This window comes from Krasilnikovia sp. MM14-A1259, from assembly GCF_047159535.1.
Taxonomy (GTDB): Bacteria; Actinomycetota; Actinomycetes; order Mycobacteriales; family Micromonosporaceae; genus Actinoplanes.
In genome coordinates, this window is the sequence record NZ_BAAGAJ010000002.1 from 5,872,376 (window position 1) to 5,889,651 (window position 17,276).

At 68.0% G+C, this 17,276-nt stretch carries 18 protein-coding genes and 4 tRNA genes; 20 read left to right on the plus strand and 2 right to left on the minus strand.

What is annotated here, in order from left to right; translation table 11 throughout:
- Positions 1 to 197 precede the first annotated feature (197 nt).
- Positions 198 to 602, plus strand: a complete 405-nt coding sequence (locus ACMCNK_RS26585; protein WP_412739092.1) for a hypothetical protein — start codon at positions 198 to 200, stop codon at positions 600 to 602.
- Between the two features lie 446 nt (positions 603 to 1,048).
- Here the strand turns inward: ACMCNK_RS26585 and ACMCNK_RS26590 are convergent.
- Positions 1,049 to 1,132 (minus strand) — tRNA-Tyr (locus ACMCNK_RS26590).
- A gap of 149 nt (positions 1,133 to 1,281) precedes the next feature.
- On the opposite strand from ACMCNK_RS26590, the gene ACMCNK_RS26595 reads away from it, so the two are divergent.
- The 5 genes from ACMCNK_RS26595 to ACMCNK_RS26615 all read left to right on the plus strand — a co-directional run bounded on the left by ACMCNK_RS26595 (position 1,282) and on the right by ACMCNK_RS26615 (position 4,644).
- A complete protein-coding gene (locus ACMCNK_RS26595) occupies positions 1,282 to 1,776 on the plus strand; it encodes a YajQ family cyclic di-GMP-binding protein (protein ID WP_412739093.1) in 495 nt (164 codons plus the stop codon).
- Between the two features lie 117 nt (positions 1,777 to 1,893).
- On the plus strand, positions 1,894 to 2,109 hold the full coding sequence (locus ACMCNK_RS26600; protein WP_412739094.1) for a hypothetical protein: 216 nt from the start codon (positions 1,894 to 1,896) through the stop codon (positions 2,107 to 2,109).
- A 595-nt stretch (positions 2,110 to 2,704) separates the two neighbouring features.
- Positions 2,705 to 3,340, plus strand: coding sequence for a maleylpyruvate isomerase N-terminal domain-containing protein (locus tag ACMCNK_RS26605; protein WP_412739095.1), 636 nt, complete (start codon positions 2,705 to 2,707; stop codon positions 3,338 to 3,340).
- Between the two features lie 186 nt (positions 3,341 to 3,526).
- The gene (locus ACMCNK_RS26610; protein WP_412739096.1) at positions 3,527 to 3,841 is read left to right on the plus strand and encodes a hypothetical protein; all 315 of its coding nucleotides are present in this window, start codon (positions 3,527 to 3,529) and stop codon (positions 3,839 to 3,841) included.
- Entirely contained in the window at positions 3,838 to 4,644 is an 807-nt protein-coding gene (locus tag ACMCNK_RS26615) for a sulfurtransferase (RefSeq protein WP_412739097.1), read from the plus strand. The genes ACMCNK_RS26610 and ACMCNK_RS26615 overlap by 4 nt, the downstream gene beginning before the upstream one ends.
- 4 nt (positions 4,645 to 4,648) lie before the next feature.
- Here the strand turns inward: ACMCNK_RS26615 and ACMCNK_RS26620 are convergent, their stop codons facing one another.
- The gene (locus ACMCNK_RS26620; protein ID WP_412739098.1) at positions 4,649 to 5,047 is read right to left on the minus strand and encodes a hypothetical protein; all 399 of its coding nucleotides are present in this window, start codon (positions 5,045 to 5,047) and stop codon (positions 4,649 to 4,651) included.
- 258 nt (positions 5,048 to 5,305) lie between these two features.
- Here ACMCNK_RS26620 and ACMCNK_RS26625 point away from each other — a divergent pair, with 258 nt between their 5' ends.
- The 14 genes from ACMCNK_RS26625 (at position 5,306) to ACMCNK_RS26690 (ending at position 17,251) form a co-directional block, all read left to right on the plus strand.
- Entirely contained in the window at positions 5,306 to 5,467 is a 162-nt protein-coding gene (locus ACMCNK_RS26625; RefSeq protein ID WP_412739099.1) for a hypothetical protein, read from the plus strand.
- A 56-nt stretch (positions 5,468 to 5,523) separates the two neighbouring features.
- On the plus strand, positions 5,524 to 8,052 hold the full coding sequence (locus tag ACMCNK_RS26630; RefSeq protein ID WP_412739100.1) for a putative bifunctional diguanylate cyclase/phosphodiesterase: 2,529 nt from the start codon (positions 5,524 to 5,526) through the stop codon (positions 8,050 to 8,052).
- Between the two features lie 102 nt (positions 8,053 to 8,154).
- Positions 8,155 to 8,230: transfer RNA gene (locus ACMCNK_RS26635), tRNA-Thr, on the plus strand.
- A gap of 42 nt (positions 8,231 to 8,272) precedes the next feature.
- Positions 8,273 to 8,345, plus strand: a tRNA-Met gene (locus ACMCNK_RS26640).
- 130 nt (positions 8,346 to 8,475) lie between these two features.
- Positions 8,476 to 8,643: a 50S ribosomal protein L33 gene (rpmG, locus tag ACMCNK_RS26645; RefSeq protein WP_015618978.1), complete on the plus strand. Its 168-nt coding sequence runs from the start codon at positions 8,476 to 8,478 to the stop codon at positions 8,641 to 8,643.
- Between the two features lie 89 nt (positions 8,644 to 8,732).
- Positions 8,733 to 9,185 (plus strand): MaoC family dehydratase N-terminal domain-containing protein, encoded by a 453-nt coding sequence (locus tag ACMCNK_RS26650; protein ID WP_412739101.1) that lies wholly within the window; start codon positions 8,733 to 8,735, stop codon positions 9,183 to 9,185.
- A gap of 55 nt (positions 9,186 to 9,240) precedes the next feature.
- Positions 9,241 to 9,639, plus strand: a complete 399-nt coding sequence (locus ACMCNK_RS26655; RefSeq protein ID WP_412739102.1) for a MaoC/PaaZ C-terminal domain-containing protein — start codon at positions 9,241 to 9,243, stop codon at positions 9,637 to 9,639.
- 139 nt (positions 9,640 to 9,778) lie between these two features.
- Positions 9,779 to 9,851, plus strand: a tRNA-Trp gene (locus ACMCNK_RS26660).
- Between the two features lie 135 nt (positions 9,852 to 9,986).
- Complete coding sequence (gene secE / locus ACMCNK_RS26665) at positions 9,987 to 10,388, plus strand: preprotein translocase subunit SecE (protein ID WP_412739103.1); 402 nt, start codon at positions 9,987 to 9,989, stop codon at positions 10,386 to 10,388.
- Between the two features lie 20 nt (positions 10,389 to 10,408).
- Entirely contained in the window at positions 10,409 to 11,116 is a 708-nt protein-coding gene (gene nusG / locus ACMCNK_RS26670; protein WP_130510622.1) for a transcription termination/antitermination protein NusG, read from the plus strand.
- A 68-nt stretch (positions 11,117 to 11,184) separates the two neighbouring features.
- Complete coding sequence (gene rplA / locus ACMCNK_RS26675; RefSeq protein ID WP_412739104.1) at positions 11,185 to 11,898, plus strand: 50S ribosomal protein L1; 714 nt, start codon at positions 11,185 to 11,187, stop codon at positions 11,896 to 11,898.
- Between the two features lie 350 nt (positions 11,899 to 12,248).
- Positions 12,249 to 12,794 carry a 50S ribosomal protein L10 gene (gene rplJ, locus ACMCNK_RS26680; RefSeq protein WP_412739105.1) on the plus strand — a complete coding sequence of 182 codons (546 nt, stop codon included), beginning with the start codon at positions 12,249 to 12,251 and terminating at the stop codon, positions 12,792 to 12,794.
- 54 nt (positions 12,795 to 12,848) lie between these two features.
- Positions 12,849 to 13,235, plus strand: a complete 387-nt coding sequence (gene rplL / locus ACMCNK_RS26685) for a 50S ribosomal protein L7/L12 (protein WP_412739106.1) — start codon at positions 12,849 to 12,851, stop codon at positions 13,233 to 13,235.
- Between the two features lie 575 nt (positions 13,236 to 13,810).
- Entirely contained in the window at positions 13,811 to 17,251 is a 3,441-nt protein-coding gene (locus ACMCNK_RS26690) for a DNA-directed RNA polymerase subunit beta (RefSeq protein ID WP_412739107.1), read from the plus strand.
- The last annotated feature ends 25 nt before the right edge of the window (positions 17,252 to 17,276 follow it).

Consider the following 17,276-nt stretch of genomic DNA (forward strand, 5'->3'; position numbering starts at 1 on the left):
TCAACAGAAGTTGATCCAACTGGCGAGGGCTGCGGCATCTCGGCGCAAGTCAACTCCAACACGCCGTATGGGTCGATCCGGTCGAGAAACGGCGTATTGCCCCGATGTTGTGCCCGCTCGATGGCCGCCGCAAAGCGATCCCAAGTGTCAGCCACCACGGCCATCTGAGTGTCCCAGCGTCGGCGAGGACTGGTTCCTTGCTGCGCGATCCGAATCAGCTCAACATCAAGGCCGCGCAAGCGCGGCGCACCGACGGCGAGCCTTCTTGCAGGGCACGCCAGTGGCTGCTCAGGATGAGCTGGCCTATCGAGGAGATCATTGTGTCCGATCTGCCCCCGCATCCGTTCTACCGGTCGTTCCTGCCGAAACTGATGCTGGTCAGTTTCGTGATCGCCGCACTGCTCCTGGCCATGGGCGGGTCGGCATGGCATGAAGCCGGTCCGGATGAATACGCGTACTGGTTCCTTGCCGGAGCTGGCGTCGCGCTCGGCTGCTTCGTCGTTCTATTCGCGCTCCACTTTCTAGCCTGGGTGCTGCTGGAGCACGAGTTGTGGCGAGAGGGGCAACGCGCGCAGGGCCATGACGATCGCCGGGATGGCTGAGCGCCATCAGGTTGGGCCGATCGACTGCCGCGCCAGCATGCTGGCTTGCCTTCGGCGACGCGGGCTACCGCCCGCCTCGGTCGAGCATGACGACCAGGGCGTGGGCCATCCCCGATGCCTGATCCTCTACGCCACCCAGCCGGCGTCAAGGCCGCTGCGCGTCGCTGACGCGATGGCCTGCGGCCAGCCTTGACTCCGGCGGCCGCCGGAGTTTCGGCACCGATCGGGGGATGGCAGCAGAGCGGCGCCTTGTCGCCTGGGACAGGTCCGCTCCACGGTATATGGGTCGACGGCGGACGGCGTTCGACACGCCCAAGGGCGATGATCAGGTGTTCCCGCTATGTTCCCATGGAGGCCGTTGGCGGCCGGATTCCGCCGGACCCGGCCGGACCTAGCGAAAACGGCCCCGGTCTGCGTTGCGCAGCTCACGGGACCGTTCGTCATGGTGGTGGCGGGTAGAGGATTCGAACCTCTGTAGCTTTCGCGACGGATTTACAGTCCGCTCCCATTGGCCGCTCGGGCAACCCGCCTGGGCACGCCGCCACGGTCTCCCGTAGCAGCGGACAACAGGATAGCCGCACCCTCGGGCGGATCCGCAACCGGGTACGGTCGGCATGTCGGGGGCCCGTCGCGTCTCCCGTACCGACATCGACACGTCCCACTGCGCGGGAGTTTGACCATGGCAGCCAATCCGTCGTTCGACATCGTGAGCAAGGTCGACGGGCAGGAGGTCGACAACGCCTTCCATCAAGCGGAGAAGGAGCTCGGCACCCGGTTCGACTTCCGGGGCACGGGTACCTCGATCACTCGTTCGGGGGACTCCGGGATCTCGATCACCTCTGAGACGGAGGAGCGGGCCGTGGCGGCGCTCGACGTCTTCAAGGAGAAGCTGGTCAAGCGCAACATCTCCCTGAAGTCGCTCGACGCGGGCCAGCCCCGCCAGTCCGGCAAGACATACAAGATCGACTGCAAGGTGATCGAGGGGATCGAGGCGGACAAGGCCAAGGCGATCAGCAAGAAGATCCGTGACGATGGCCCGAAGGGTGTGCAGGCCCAGATCCAGGGCGACCAGCTGCGGGTCACGGGCAAGAAGCGTGACGACCTGCAGGCCGTTATCGCCCTGCTCAAGCAGGAGGACTTCGGCGTCGCCCTTCAGTTCACGAATTACCGGTAACCGGGTCTGGCCGGTCCTGTTGTGAGGACCGGCCATCTGCCCTGACGCCTGATCCCCGCTCGGACGCATTGGCCGGAATGTGCCGCGGCTCCTGGCCCGGCGCGTTACGGTGCTGCCGTGATCCGGCAGACCATGATTGCGTCGGTGGACAAGCCGGCTGAGGTTGAAGCGGCCGAGGCCTGGCTGGACAGCAACCGACATGCGCTGGTCTACGTGGCCGAGGAGGGCGGCTGCGGATGCTGCGTGCGCACGTGGTTGCTGGAGGGTCCGGCTGACGTGCTGGCGACCATTCCGTACGAGGTGTCGGCCTCCTCGGATTGGGATACCGCCTGAGGGCTCCCGCTCGCGCGGGCCATTCAACGGCCGGACAGGCAGACGCTCCGGACTCGGCAATCCACACCGGCTTCGAGCTTCTCGCCAGGGTCGGCATCGAGCTCTCCAGCTCCTTCGATCCCTGTGGCTCCGTCAACCTCGCTACCAGCGCCCACCAGTACAGGTTGTCGTCGCATCCCGAGCGAGTCGCCAGCCACTCCCGGAAGCCCGTCAGCAGGGCACCCTGCTGCCGACGTTGCAACCATCACCGAACGCAGCAACATCGGCGAAGTTCGACTTGAGCAGGTACGTACGCGGTCGTTCTTGCGTCGAGGCGAACAGCTCCCGACAGCACGCGATCATCACCGCACTTCACCGCCCGATCGTCGCGTCCACCGCCGGTTTGGTCCTGCCGGGCATCCCGTCTCACACGCCGTGGAGCTGCCCCGGGAAGGTCTGTTCGGCTTCGCCTCCCTTTGGACAGGTTGTCGGCCATCGTGGAGGCAACCGGCATGTCGGCCGCCGATTCCACTCGTTACCTCAAGCGCCGTCCTGAACCAGGGGCGAACGTCGAACGGCCAGGACTGCAGAGCCGCGTCTGGCTAGCCTGGGCTCGGTGACGACCAAGATATTCCTCGATTCCGCCGCCGCGGTTGCTCCGTTGCTGCGCGCTCCCGAGTTGGCGACCCGATGGGCCGAGCCGAGTGCCCTCACGGAGTTCCGCATCAGTGGCCTGGCCGGGCACCTCGCCAGGGCGGTCTTCAACGTCGAGCGGTATCTCGACGCCGACGCGATCACAGAGCCGCCGACGCTCGACGCGGTGTCCTATTTCCGCACGGCCGGCGGACCCGACGCCGACGATCCCCAGGCCACGGTCCACCGACTCATCCGGGAACGCGGTGAGCAGGACGCCGCCAACGGCCCTTTGGACCTGGCCGACCGGTATGACGCAGCCCGCGCCCGTCTGGCCCAGCGCCTCGCCGACCTCGACGGGGACCGGCCGGTCCTGATGTTCGGGCGATACGTGCTGACGTTGCACGAGTGTCTGTTGACCCGCCTCGTCGAACTCGTCGTGCACGCCGACGACCTTGCGGTCAGCCTGGAACTGCCGACACCGGAATTCGGCGACGAGGCTGATGACATGGTGATCAAGACTCTGGCGCGGATATCGCGTCGGCGCCATGGCACTTTGCCGGTGCTGCGGACTCTGGCTCGCCGGGAGCGGGCCTCGTCGCCGGTTTCAGCGTTCTGACGGGCTCGTCGTTCCGCAACGGCAATTGTCTGATGTTTGCGCTGCCGAGAGCGCAGGTCGGCGGATTCACTGATGAAGCCGCAGCGCATTCGCTTGATCAATCCGGTACACGATTTCCGGGTAGGGGCAGGCGCAGGAACCGCGGATCCACCGGTGGGTGCCTGCTCCCGCCCGCAGACTGACGTCATGAGTGTCAGCGGCTGGACGGTCGGCATCGGTGTGGTGGTCGGGGCGGGCCTCGCGGCAATGGGTGCGGGGATGCTGGCGACCGGCCGCATGCCCGCCGCCACGGCCCGCACGTTCCGGGACGTGCGCGCTGCGGGGCTCTACCATCTGCTGTTCGGGCTGGCGTTGCTGATTCTCGTCGTCGGGCTGTATCTGCCGGGCTTTGCCGCGTCGTGGATCAGCGCGGGGGTGGCCGTGACGCTGGTCGCGGTCGCCGTTGTGCGGTATCGCCCGCGCCGGCGTTCGCCGGACGACGAGCAGGGGGAGGGGCATTGATCGAGCCGGTTGTCGACCTGGCCTGGTTGCGTGCGGCGGGCCCGCGGGTCGTCCTGGCGGACGTGCGCTGGTATCTGGACGGCCGGTCCGGCCGCGCGGCCTACGAGGCCGGCCACCTGCCGGGCGCGGTCTTCGTCGACCTGGATCGCTGGCTGGCTGGTCCCGCGTCGCCGGCCGAGGGCCGGCATCCGCTGCCGGATCCGGCGGTGTTCGCGGAGGGCATGGCCGCGCTCGGCATCGGCGATTCCGACGTCGTGATCGGGTACGACGACGCGGGCGGCGTGGTCGCAGCCCGGCTGGTGTGGATGCTGCGCGCCACCGGCCGCGACGCGGCGTTGCTCGATGGCGGGATCGCGGCGTACGACGGTGAGCTGACCAGTGACGAGCCGAGTCGGCCGCGCGCCGACTTCACCGTGCGCGCGTGGCCGGTGGACCGGCTTGCCGGCATCGACGCCGCGACGGGCTCGTCCGCCGTGGTGCTGGACGCCCGTGATCCCGCGCGGTTCCGCGGTGAGGTGGAGCCGGTCGATCCACGGCCGGGGCACATCCCTGGGGCACGCAACCTGCCGTGCCGCGACAATCTCTCGCCGGACGGTCGTTTCCGGCCGGTGGAAGAGCTGCGTGCCCGGTTCTCCGCGGTGGGTGCCGGCGCCGACACGATCTCGTACTGCGGATCGGGCGTGACGGCCTGCCACAACCTGCTGGCTCTGGAGTACGCCGGTCTGGGCCCGGGGCGGCTGTATCCCGGTTCGTGGTCGCAGTACAGCAGCGACCCGGGCCGGCCGGCCGCGACGGGGGAATAGGTATCTAGTCCGGTCTCCGCCCGGCGAGGCCGCGCGCCTCGTCCTCCTCAGCGGGGTCAAATCCCTGGTATCCGGTGGTCTGGTGCTGACGCGCCTGATCCTCGATCCAGCGGTTGTGCGCCTCCCAGGCAGCCTGTTTGCTGCTGCCCAGAGCCGTTCCGATCTGCGTCCAGGAGGCGCCGCCCGCGCGCGCCGAGCGGATCATCGGCTGGCGCCCGTAGCCGGCCTTGCGCATGATCACCTCGCTGAGCGCGAGGAGTTCCAGCGATTCCTCGCGGGTCAGTGGTGGCGTGTCGCCGTCCTCGGCCATCGCGGCGAGCGCATCGCGCATGCGGAGCTCGTCGTATCGGGCGGTGGCGGTCGCGAGCGTGTGCCGGAGCTCCAGCTCGTCGGGTGAGGTCATGTAGCCAGTCTTGCGTCAGGCCAGCTTGACGTCAAGGTTTCTTGACGGCCTTGGCCAAAATGGTCTCACTTCTCCTATTAAATCCGACCTAAAGCTGCCAATTTTGCGTGGTGCGAATGCGTATGTAACTCAGCCGTTCAGCCAGGATTTTGGGATGTGCGGCTTCGAGGGGCCCGTGGACACTGCCCGACGGACAAGGGGTGTGGCACCATCATGGAACCCCCCACTGGATGCGAGATTTCTCAATAGGAGCACAACATGTCTGCAAGGAAGCTGAGCCGCCTCGCCGGCTTGGTTTTCGTGCTCGCCGCGCTGCTCGGCGGCGCCGGCGCCGCGACCGTGGCCACCGAGCACGGGGCCGGGGGATCAACCACCACGGCCACCACCCAGCACCTGCTGGGCGACACCGTCTGGGGCTGACTCCCGCCGCGCCCACCGGGCGCATTTCGCGCCGGAACGAGTGATCGGGGAGCGCCATGACCGGGCGTCGGCCGTCGCCGCGGCGTTCGCCAGAATTCGCGTGGTTCATCACGGTGCCGCTCGCGGCATTCGCGGTCGTTTGCGCAGTCATCTTCTGGATCGCCGACCCCCGGTGGTATGAGCACTGGCTCGGTGGGCTCGCCGCCCTCGCGGGCGTCATCGTCGCCGCGGTCGCCGTTCTCAACGTTCTGATCCGGCGCCAGAACACCTACGTCGTACTCACCGAGATCCCACTCGTCCTGGCGATCTGCTTCCTGCCGCCGATGATGGTCCTCACCGTCGTCACCGTGGGCACGATCGTCACCCAGCTCCGGGCGCGGATGGAACCGACGAAGCTGTGGTTCAACGTCGCCAAGTCCGGCGCCTCCACCTCGGCCGCGCTGCTGGTCGTGGCCGCGCTGCCGACTCTGCGCGGCGCCGGCCCCGGCACCTGGGGCATCCTCGTCGCCGCCGGCATCACCAGTGCCGTCGTCGCCCACGCCGCGGTGGGCAGCGTCATGATGATGCTGCAAGGTCCGCGGGCAGGCCAGGAAGCCCTGCGGTCGGCCCCTGCGGCCATCGGTACGGCGTCCATCAACATCGCCATCGGCCTGGTCTTCCTGGTGGCCCTGGACGCCACCCCGTGGGCGGCCATCCTGCTGGGTGTCCTCGTCGGGGCCGTGGTGTTGCTGTTCCGCTCGTTCGCGGGCTTCTTCCGCCAGCACCGTACGCTCGCCGACGTCTACGAGTTGACGCTCGCCGTCCGCGAGCACAGCAACGACGGCGGCCTGCCCGACGTGCTGCTCGGCCGGGTGCGCCGGCTGATGCGCTGCGAGTACGCCACGCTCTGGTTGCCCGCCCAGGGCCGGCACCCGGAGGTGCTGCTCACCGCCCGCGTCGACGACAAGGGCCTGCTCGACATCTCCCCGACGCCGCTCGCGGTCCGTGAGCGGGCGCTCGCGGGCCAGCACGCGATCGCGATCGGCGCGGAGTTCGACGAAACCGCCGACCTGCGTCACACGCTGCGCGAGGTCGGCGCGAAGGACGTCATCGTGGTGCCGCTGCGCTCCGGGCAGACCACGGTCGGCTCGTTGGAGGTGGTCAACCGGCTGGGCGACACGCTGACGTTCCGGGCTGCCGACGTGCAGGTGCTGGAGACCATCGCCGCGCACGCCGCGGTCGCCGTGGAGAATTCGCGGCTGGTCGAGCGGCTGCGGTACGACGCGTACCACGACCGGCTCACCTCATTGCCGAACCGCCGCCGCGTCACCGACGCGCTCGCCGAGTCGGTGCAGGTCCGCGCTCCCGGCGAGGTGGTCGCGGTGCTGCTGTTCGACGTGGACGGCCTGCGCGAGGTCAACGAGTCGATGGGCCACTCCGCCGGCGACAAGCTCCTCGCCGAGGTGGCCGCACGGCTGCGCGGTATCGCGGGGCCGGGCGCGCTGGTCGGTCGCATCGGCGGGGACGAGTTCGTCGTCACGCTGCGCGCCGAGAGCACCGAGGCGACCGTGCGGCTGGCCACCGAGATGCGGGAGCAACTGCGCGGCCCGCTGGTCGTCGGCTCGCTCACCCTCAACGTCGACACCGCCGCCGGCGTCGCCGTCCAGCCCGACCACGGCGACGACCCCGAGGCGCTGCTGCGGCGGGCCGAGCTGGCTGCCAACGCGGCCAAGATGCTTCCGTACGGGGTGCAGCTGTTCCATCCCGCGCTGGAGTCCCGGGCGGTGCGCCGCCTCGGCCTCGCCGCCGACCTGCGCCGCGCCCTGGACAACGACGAGCTGGACGTTTACTTCCAGCCCAAGGTCAGGCTGGCCGACCGGCATCTGGTCGGGGTGGAGTGCCTGGCCCGCTGGCAGCACCCGGCGCACGGCGAGGTGGCCCCGGAGGACTTCATCGCGGTCGCCGAGCACACCGGCCAGCTGCACCGGCTCACCGAGGTGGTGCTGACCATGGGCCTGCGCCGGTGCCGCGCCTGGGCCGACGCCGACCGTCCGCTGTCCATCGCGGTGAACCTCTCCGTGCGCACGCTGCTCGACATCCGGTTCCCGGAGCTGGTGCACCGCCTGCTCAAGGAGTTCCGCGTCCCGGCCGCGCAGGTCACCTTCGAGATCTCCGAGCCGGGGATGCTGGGCGAGATCGAGCGCGCCCTGCCGACCCTGTACCGGCTGCGCGACCTCGGGGTTCGCCTGGCCGTCGACGACTTCGGCACGGGTGCGTCGTCGCTGTCGTACCTGCGCCAGTTGCCGGTGCAGGAGGTGAAGATCGACGACAGCTTCGTGCAGGGCATGGCGACCGATTCCGGTGATCTCGCGATCGTCCGTGCTGTGATCAGCCTGTCCCGCGAGTTCGGGCTCACCGTCGTGGCCGAGGGGGTCGAGAGCGAGCTGACCCTGGAGCTGCTGGAGGAGATGGGCTGCGAGATCGGCCAGGGCTACCTGTTCAGCCGCCCCCTGCCGTACGAACGCCTGGAGGCGTGGTTCAGTGCCCAGACGGAGCCCGAGTCGACCCCGACCGGCGAGGTCCGGCGCCTGCGTGCGGTGATCTGACCCGGCACGGACGCCGACATCCGGCGCGGGCGGGGGATCCGATTTCACCTCCGCTGAGCGGCCGTGTACTCTTACCCGTGCGCATCAAGCGAGAGATCGCGCGCCCCCTTAGCTCAGTCGGCAGAGCGTCTCCATGGTAAGGAGAAGGTCTACGGTTCGATTCCGTAAGGGGGCTCCAACCGGGTTCGTTTCCGCCACAGAGCTGGACTCGGCTCGGCTCGGCGGTGTAGCTCAGTTGGCAGAGCAAGCGGCTCATAATCGCTGTGTCGCCGGTTCAAGTCCGGCCACCGCTACTCATCCGGGATCCGTCCCGGATGCCGCACAAGATAAGACGCTCGTGGGCGTCCGTTTTGCATGTCCGCGTGGGGACCGACTACGCTGGCATGCCGTTAGCAACCCCTGTGAGCAGGAAGGCACCCCGCCGTGGCCAAGGCGACCGACGTCCGTCCGAAGATCACCCTGGCGTGTACGGAGTGCAAGGAGCGGAACTACATCACCCGCAAGAACCGGCGCAACGACCCGGACCGCATCGAGCTCAAGAAGTTCTGCCCCCGGGACGGCCGGCACACCCTGCACCGCGAGACGCGCTGATCTGACGTACTTGATTTTTCGGCGTGGCGGCGACCGTGACGGTCGCCGCCACGCCTGCTTTGTGCGGGATGGCAGGGTAGGTTCGGCCCATGCCCCTGGACCAGTCCTTCGTCGGCCGCAGTTTCCCGCCGACCCCGCCCTACCTGGTGGGCCGAGAAAAGATCCGTGAGTTCGCGTCCGCGATCGGCGCCCTCGATCCGGAGTATCACGACCCCGAGGCGGCCCAGGCCAAGGGCTACCCCGACGTGGTGGCGCCGCCCACCTTCCCCGTGGTGGTGACCATGGCGGCGAGCCGTCAGATCGTCACCGACCCGGAGCTCGGCCTCGACTACAGCCGTGTGGTGCACGGCGACCAGCGATTCGCCTACACCCGTCCGGTCGTGGCCGGTGACGCGCTGGTCTGCGTCAACACGATCGAGGAGATCACCACCCGGGCCGGGCACGACTTCCTGACGACGCGCACCGATGTCACCACCGAGGCCGGGGAGCCGGTCGTCACGGCGTGGTCCAAGCTCGTCCAGCGCGGCGAGGATCACGCATGAGCGAGTGCACCGAGCGCAGCGAGGGCCGCGAGCGCATGCGAGTGGGAGGCCGGGCATGAGCGGCGACGTGCTGCCGGTGCAGCGGTTCCGGGTGACCCGCGCCGACCTGGTGCGGTATGCGGGGGCCTCCGGCGACTTCAACGAGATCCACTGGAGCGACCGGGTCGCCACGAGTGTCGGGCTGCCGGGGGTGATCGCGCACGGCATGTTCACCATGGCTCTGGCCGGCCGTGCCGTGACCGCCTGGGCCGGCGCGGCGGACGCGGTGGTGGAGTTCAGTGTGCGGTTCTCCCGGCCCGTGCCGGTCCCTGACACGGACGAGGGCACCGAGGTCGAGGTGTCCGCCGTCGTGAAGGAGGTTACGGACGACGGGCTGACCCGCCTCGACCTGACCGCGACCTGCCAGGGGGAGAAGGTTCTCGCCCTGGCCAAGGCCACGATCCGGAAGCGGTGACCGGGTTCGCCCGCCCGGTGCAGGGGAGGGCGAGTTGGGATTCCGATCGGCGTACCCGTACACTGGTGCGCCGTGGGGTAACTGAACCCTGTCTTTCGTGTGCGGCATCTCTCGTGGGCGAAACGTGCAGGACCCGCACAGGGGTGTAGCTCAATTGGCAGAGCAGCGGTCTCCAAAACCGCAGGCTGCAGGTTCAAGTCCTGTCACCCCTGCGCAACCGATCGGCGTGGCTGCCGGCGCGTCGCGCCGGACCGCCGGCGGCGGTCCGCCCGGCGCGGGCGGCCGGCACGAGCCCAGCGCGCACCAGGCGCTGACGCGACATCCACCGACGACGGGAAGAGGGCGAAGTGGCCGAGAGGAAGCGACCCGGTGACGACGCCGTAGGCGACCGCCCCGACAACGACGGGCCCGACGACGCGGCGATCGACGACACGGGCGTCGAGGACGACGTCGTTGCGGATGACGAGCCGGTGAGCCGTGGCGGCACGGCCGTCCGGGAGCGCAAGGCGAGCGCTGAGAGCCCCAAGGCCAAGAAAGAGGGCCGGGTCGGGATCTTCGGCCGGATCGGTGGGTTCTTCCGCGAGGTCGTCGGCGAACTACGTAAGGTCATCTGGCCGACGCGTAAGGAACTGCTGACCTATACCGGTGTCGTCATCGCATTCGTCGCCATCATGACGACGATCGTGGCCGTGCTGGACTTCGGGTTCGCCAAGGCGGTCCTGTTCGCCTTCGGCGGCAAGAGCAGCTGACATTACGGAAGTGAGCGAGCGTGCCTGAGTACGACGAGACCGCCGACGAGCAGTCCTCGGTGGCCACGGCGGCTACCGACGAGTCGGTCGAGGCCGCCGGCACCGTGGAGACTGCCGCCCCGGAGGCGGACGACGACTACGACCCCGTGGCCGAGCTGCGGCAGAAGCTGCGGTACGCGCCCGGCGACTGGTATGTGGTGCATTCGTACGCCGGCTACGAGAACAAGGTCAAGACCAACCTCGAGACCCGGATCACGAGCCTCGACATGGAGGACTTCATCTTCCAGGTCGAGGTGCCGACCCGCGAAGAGGTCGAGGTCAAGAACGGCAAGCGCCTCCAGGTGCAGAACAAGGTCTTCCCCGGCTACATCCTGGTCCGGATGGATCTGACCCCGGAGTCGTACTCGTGCGTGCGCAACACGCCCGGTGTGACCGGTTTCGTCGGTTCGACGGACAGGGTCGACCGCCCGGCGCCGCTGTCCCTCGACGAGGTGCTGAAGTGGCTCGCCCCGGCGGTCGAGGCCGAAGAGAAGAAGGCCAAGCCCGAGGTTCGGGTGCTGGACTTCGAGGTGGGCGACTCGGTCACGGTGACCGACGGCGCGTTCGCGTCGCTGCCGGCCTCGATCAGTGAGATCAACGCGGATCAGCAGAAGCTGAAGGTCCTGGTGTCCATCTTCGGCCGGGAGACCCCGGTCGAGCTGAACTTCAACCAGGTCACCAAGATCTGAGTATCCGCACCGTCGTGGGAGGGGCGCGATCCGCGCGCTCCGCCATCTACCACAGGAGTCAAAAGAACATGCAGCGCAGCAAGGGCTACCGCAAGGCGGCCGAGCTCATCGACGCCACCAAGCTCTACGAGCCCGCCGACGCCATCAAGCTGGCGAAGGATTCGAGCCCGACGAAGTTCGATGCCACGGTCGAGGTCGCGATGCGCCTCGGTGTGGACCCGCGCAAGGCGGACCAGATGGTCCGCGGCACGGTCAACCTGCCCCACGGTACGGGCAAGACCGCGCGCGTGATCGTCTTCGCCCAGGGCCCGAAGGCCGAGGAGGCCGTGGCGGCCGGTGCAGACGAGGTCGGCACGGACGAATTGGTCGCCCGCATCCAGGGCGGATGGCTGGACTTCGACGCGGCGATCGCCACGCCCGACCAGATGGCCAAGATCGGTCGGATCGCCCGCATCCTCGGCCCCCGTGGCCTGATGCCGAACCCGAAGACCGGCACCGTGACGATGGACGTCGCCAAGGCGGTCTCCGACATCAAGGGCGGCAAGATCACGTTCCGGGTCGACAAGCACTCGAACCTGCATCTGATCATCGGCAAGGCGTCCTTCTCGGCCGACCAGCTGGTGGACAACTACGCCGCGGTGCTCGACGAGGTGCTGCGCGCCAAGCCGTCCGCGGCCAAGGGCAAGTACCTGAAGAAGGTCACCGTCACCACCACCATGGGCCCGGGCATCCAGATCGACCCGAACGTGGTGAAGAACCTGCGTGAGGGCGCCGAGGTCTGACGACCCGCCGCGACCTGCCGAAAGCCCCCGGGATCTCCCCGGGGGCTTTCGCGTCGGAGGGGCGGATTTGGCTTCGGAGGCGGCGCCGCGTAGTCTCACTACTCGAAGTTCCACCCACAGACCGCCGGTCGCCGTGGTCCCCATCCCGATGGAGATCGCAGCCTAAGGTCCCGCAACACGCGGGCGGCCCGCGCAGGGGAGAACGGTTCGCGATCATCGTCTGTGAGTCGCGGTCCTGCGAGACCGTGCCTGGCCGTCAATGCCCGCCCCGTGCGCTCGCCTGCGCCGGGGCGTTTCTCGTGTTCGGGCCCGGATCGTGCCGGCGGCTCGAGCAAGGAGAGAGGAGGGACATGGCGGACAAGCCGGTCCGGGCCGACAAGGCCACTGCCGTTGCCGAACTGACGGACCAGTTCCGGAACTCGAAGGCTGCCGTGTTGACCGAGTACCGCGGTCTCACGGTCGCTCAGCTCACCGAGCTGCGGCGTTCGCTCGGCAAGGAGACCACGTACTCCGTGTCGAAGAACACGCTCGCGAAGCGGGCGGCGACCGAAGCGGGCATCGAGGGCCTCGACGCGCTGTTCACCGGTCCTACCGCGCTCGCCTTCGTCGCTGGTGACCCGGTCGAGGCTGCGAAGGGCCTGCGGGCCTTCGCCAAGGCTCACCCGGCCATGGTCATCAAGGGCGGCGTCTTCGAGGGCAAGGCCATCACGGCCGCCGAGGTCAACAAGATCGCCGACCTCGAGTCCCGCGAGGTGCTGCTGGCCAAGCTGGCCGGTGCCATGAAGGGCAACCTCACCAAGGCTGCGGGCCTGTTCCAGGCTCCGCTGTCGCAGGTGGCCCGTCTGGCCGCGGCTCTGCAGGACAAGAAGAGCGCAGAGGGTTCCGCAGAGGGCTGAAGCCCTGCGCGGAGTTGACTTTTCATTTTCAGAAACAAGGAAAGGACGCCAGACATGGCGAAGCTCAGCACCGCGGAGCTGCTCGACGCGTTCAAGGAGATGACGCTGATCGAGCTCTCGGAGTTCGTGAAGCAGTTCGAGGAGACCTTCGAGGTCACCGCGGCCGCTCCGGTGGCCATGGCGGCTGCTCCGGCCGCCGGTGGCGGCGCGGCCGAGGCCGAGGCCGAGAAGGACTCCTTCGACGTCGTTCTGGAGAGCGACGGCGGCAAGAAGATCCAGGTCATCAAGGTCGTGCGTGAGCTGACCGGCCTGGGCCTCAAGGAGGCCAAGGACGCGGTCGAGGGTGCCCCCAAGGCGATCCTCGAGGGTGTCAACAAGGAGAAGGCCGAGGCTGCCAAGGCCAAGCTCGAGGGCGAAGGCGCCAAGGTCACGCTCAAGTGAGCTAACGCTCCGTAAGGCGGAGGTGGAGGCCCGAACGGGCCACCACCTCCGTTCTTTTTTGGCGCAAATATGCAGGTCAGAACTAATGCGATGGCCAGTCGGTTTGTTGACCGACAAATGCGGCCAACCCGTACCGGGCGTGCGTTATTGTCGCTGTGCCGAGTCCGCCGGGCGACGGCACGGCGCCGAGACCCTTGACTGTGTGTCCGCTGGCAGGCACGCTGACATCAGCAAGTTTCCGCGCTTGCGACAGCCCGCCTGTGGGTTACACCGAGACGAACGGGACCCGCGGACGGCACGAGGGAGACGCCGCGTTTCGAGCGGCCCCGCACAGCGGCACCGGCCCCCGGAGGCGCCGGCTGGAGGCCGCGGGGACGCGCTCCGTAGCGCCCCTCGGCGAGGGCTGGACAGCGGTTAGCCGAGCGGCTACACTGCTAGTTTGCGCTGCCTTCTGTCTTGCGTCCTGCCAGGATATCCATCCGGATAATTCCTGGGGGGTCCATTGGAGTGCACGCAGACAGTTGCATACCGCAGCTCAGCCGCATCAGCAGCACCGGTCCTCGGAAGGACGCATCTTGGCAGCTTCCCGCCCTGCGAAGACCAGTCGTACGTCGAGCGCATACGCTCCCCGCCGCATCTCGTTCGGCAGGATCACCGAGCAACTTGAGGTTCCCAACCTCCTCGCCATCCAGACGGAGTCCTTCGACTGGCTGGTCGGGAACGAGGCTTGGCAGGCTCGCTCGGCGGACGACCCGCACGCCCACTCGGGCCTCGCAGAGATCCTCGAAGAGATCAGTCCCATTGAGGACTTCTCCGGCACAATGTCGCTGTCCTTCTCGTCTCCACGATTCGACGAGGTCAAGGCCTCGATCGAGGAGTGCAAAGAGAAGGATCTGACCTACTGCGCCCCGCTGTTCGTGACCGCCGAGTTCACCAACAACACCACTGGCGAGATCAAGAGCCAGACCGTGTTCATGGGTGACTTCCCGATGATGACCCCCAAGGGGACGTTCGTCATCAACGGCACCGAGCGGGTCGTCGTGAGTCAGCTCGTCCGCTCGCCGGGTGTGTACTTCACCAAGGAGCCGGACAAGACCTCCGACCGCGACCTCACCAGCGTCAAGGTCATCCCGAGTCGGGGTGCCTGGCTGGAGTTCGACATCGACAAGCGCGACACCGTCGGTGTCCGGATCGACCGTAAGCGTCGCCAGGCCGTCACCGTCCTGCTCAAGGCGATCGGCTGGTCGGCGGACCAGATCCGTGAGCGCTTCGGCTGGTCCGAGCTGCTCATGACCACGCTGGAGAAGGACCACATCGCGGGGCAGGACGAGGCCCTGCTGGACATTTACCGCAAGCTGCGCCCGGGTGAGCCGCCGACGCGGGAGAACGCGCAGACCCTGCTCGACAACCTCTTCTTCAACCCGAAGCGGTATGACGTCGCCAAGGTCGGCCGGTACAAGTTCAACAAGAAGCTCGAGATCGACGTCCCGATTCACCAGGGGACGCTGACCGAGGAAGACATCGTCACCACGGTCGAGTACCTCTGCCGCCTGCACGCGGGCGAGGAGGGCTACGAGGCCGACGACATCGACCACTTCGGCAACCGTCGCCTGCGCACGGTCGGCGAGCTCATCCAGAACCAGGTCCGCGTCGGCCTGTCCCGGATGGAGCGCGTCGTGCGTGAGCGCATGACGACCCAGGACGTCGAGGCGATCACGCCGCAGACCCTGATCAACATTCGCCCGGTGGTGGCGGCGATCAAGGAGTTCTTCGGTACGTCGCAGCTGTCGCAGTTCATGGACCAGACCAACCCGCTGGCGGGTCTGACCCACCGGCGCCGGCTGAGCGCGCTCGGCCCAGGCGGTCTGTCCCGGGAGCGGGCCGGCTTCGAGGTTCGTGACGTGCACCCGTCCCACTACGGCCGGATGTGTCCGATCGAGACCCCCGAAGGCCCGAACATCGGTCTGATCGGGGCGCTCTCGACGTTCGCGCGGGTCAACCCGTTCGGCTTCATCGAGACGCCGTACCGGCGGGTGGAGAACGGCCGGGTCACCGACCAGGTCGACTACCTGACCGCCGACGAGGAAGACCGGTTCATCAAGGCGCAGGCCAACGCCCCGCTCTCCAGCGACGGCACCTTCGCCGAGGACCGCGTCCTGGTCCGCCGGAAGGGCGGTGAGGTCGACTACGTGCCCGGCACGGAGGTCGACTACATGGACGTGTCGCCGCGGCAGATGACCTCGGTCGCCACCGCGATGATCCCGTTCCTCGAGCACGACGACGCCAACCGTGCCCTCATGGGCGCGAACATGCAGCGCCAGGCCGTGCCGCTGGTGCGGGCCGAGTCGCCGCTGGTCGGCACCGGCATGGAGTACCGCGCCGCGGTCGACGCCGGTGACGTGGTCGTCGCCGAGGTCGGCGGCGTTGTCGAGGACCTGTGCGCCGACTACGTGACCGTCCATCAGGACGACGGCCACCGGCGTACGTACCTGCTGCACAAGTTCCGTCGCAGCAACGCCGGCTCCTGCGTCAACCAGAAGCCCGTGGTGTTCGAGGGTGACCGGGTCGAGGCCGGTCAGGTCATCGCGGACGGCCCGTGCACCGACGACGGGGAGATGGCTCTGGGCCGCAACCTGCTCGTCGCGTTCATGTGCTGGGAGGGCCACAACTACGAGGACGCGATCATCCTGTCGCAGCGCCTCGTGCAGCAGGACGTCCTCACCTCGATCCACATCGAGGAGCACGAGGTCGACGCTCGCGACACCAAGCTCGGCCCGGAGGAGATCACCCGCGACATCCCCAACGTCAGCGAGGAAATGCTCGCGGACCTGGACGAGCGCGGCATCATCCGGATCGGCGCCGAGGTCGTGCCCGGCGACATCCTGGTCGGCAAGGTCACGCCCAAGGGCGAGACCGAGCTGACCCCGGAGGAGCGGCTGCTGCGCGCGATCTTCGGTGAGAAGGCCCGGGAGGTCCGGGACACCTCGCTGAAGGTGCCACACGGCGAGACCGGCACGGTGATCGGCGTCCGCACGTTCTCCCGCGAGGACGGCGACGAGTTGCCGCCGGGCGTCAACGAGCTGGTCCGGGTGTACGTGGCCCAGAAGCGCAAGATCCAGGACGGTGACAAGCTCGCCGGCCGCCACGGCAACAAGGGCGTCATCTCGAAGATCCTGCCGGTCGAGGACATGCCGTTCCTGGAGGACGGCACCCCGGTCGACATCGTGCTCAACCCGCTCGGCGTGCCGAGCCGGATGAACATCGGTCAGGTCCTGGAGACCCACCTCGGGTGGATCGCCAAGACCGGTTGGTCGGTCGACGGCGAGGACGCGGACTGGAAGCGCCAGCTGCGGGCGATCGACGCGCACGAGTCGCCGGCCGACTCGAACGTGGCGACCCCGGTCTTCGACGGTGCCCGCGAGGAGGAGATCAAGGGCCTGCTCGAGTCGACGCTGGTCAACCGCGACGGTCAGCGGCTGGTCAACGGCGACGGCAAGGCGCAGCTCTTCGACGGCCGCTCCGGCGAGCCGCTGCCGGACCCGATCTCGGTCGGGTACGTCTACATCCTGAAGCTGAACCACCTGGTCGACGACAAGATCCACGCAAGGTCGACCGGTCCGTACTCCATGATCACGCAGCAGCCGCTGGGCGGTAAGGCCCAGTTCGGTGGCCAGCGGTTCGGTGAGATGGAGTGCTGGGCGATGCAGGCCTACGGGGCGGCGTACGCCCTGCAGGAGCTGCTGACCATCAAGTCCGACGACGTGCTCGGCCGCGTGAAGGTGTACGAGGCCATCGTCAAGGGCGAGAACATCCCGGAGCCGGGAATCCCCGAGTCGTTCAAGGTGCTGCTCAAGGAGCTGCAGTCGCTGTGCCTCAATGTTGAGGTGCTTTCCAGCGACGGTGTGGCTCTGGAGATGCGTGAGACCGACGACGAGGTCTTCCGGGCCGCGGAGGAACTCGGCATCGACCTGTCCCGGCGCCCCAACGAGGGCGTCAGCAGCGTCGAAGAGATCTGACGGAGAGCGTCCCCGGCCCGCTGAG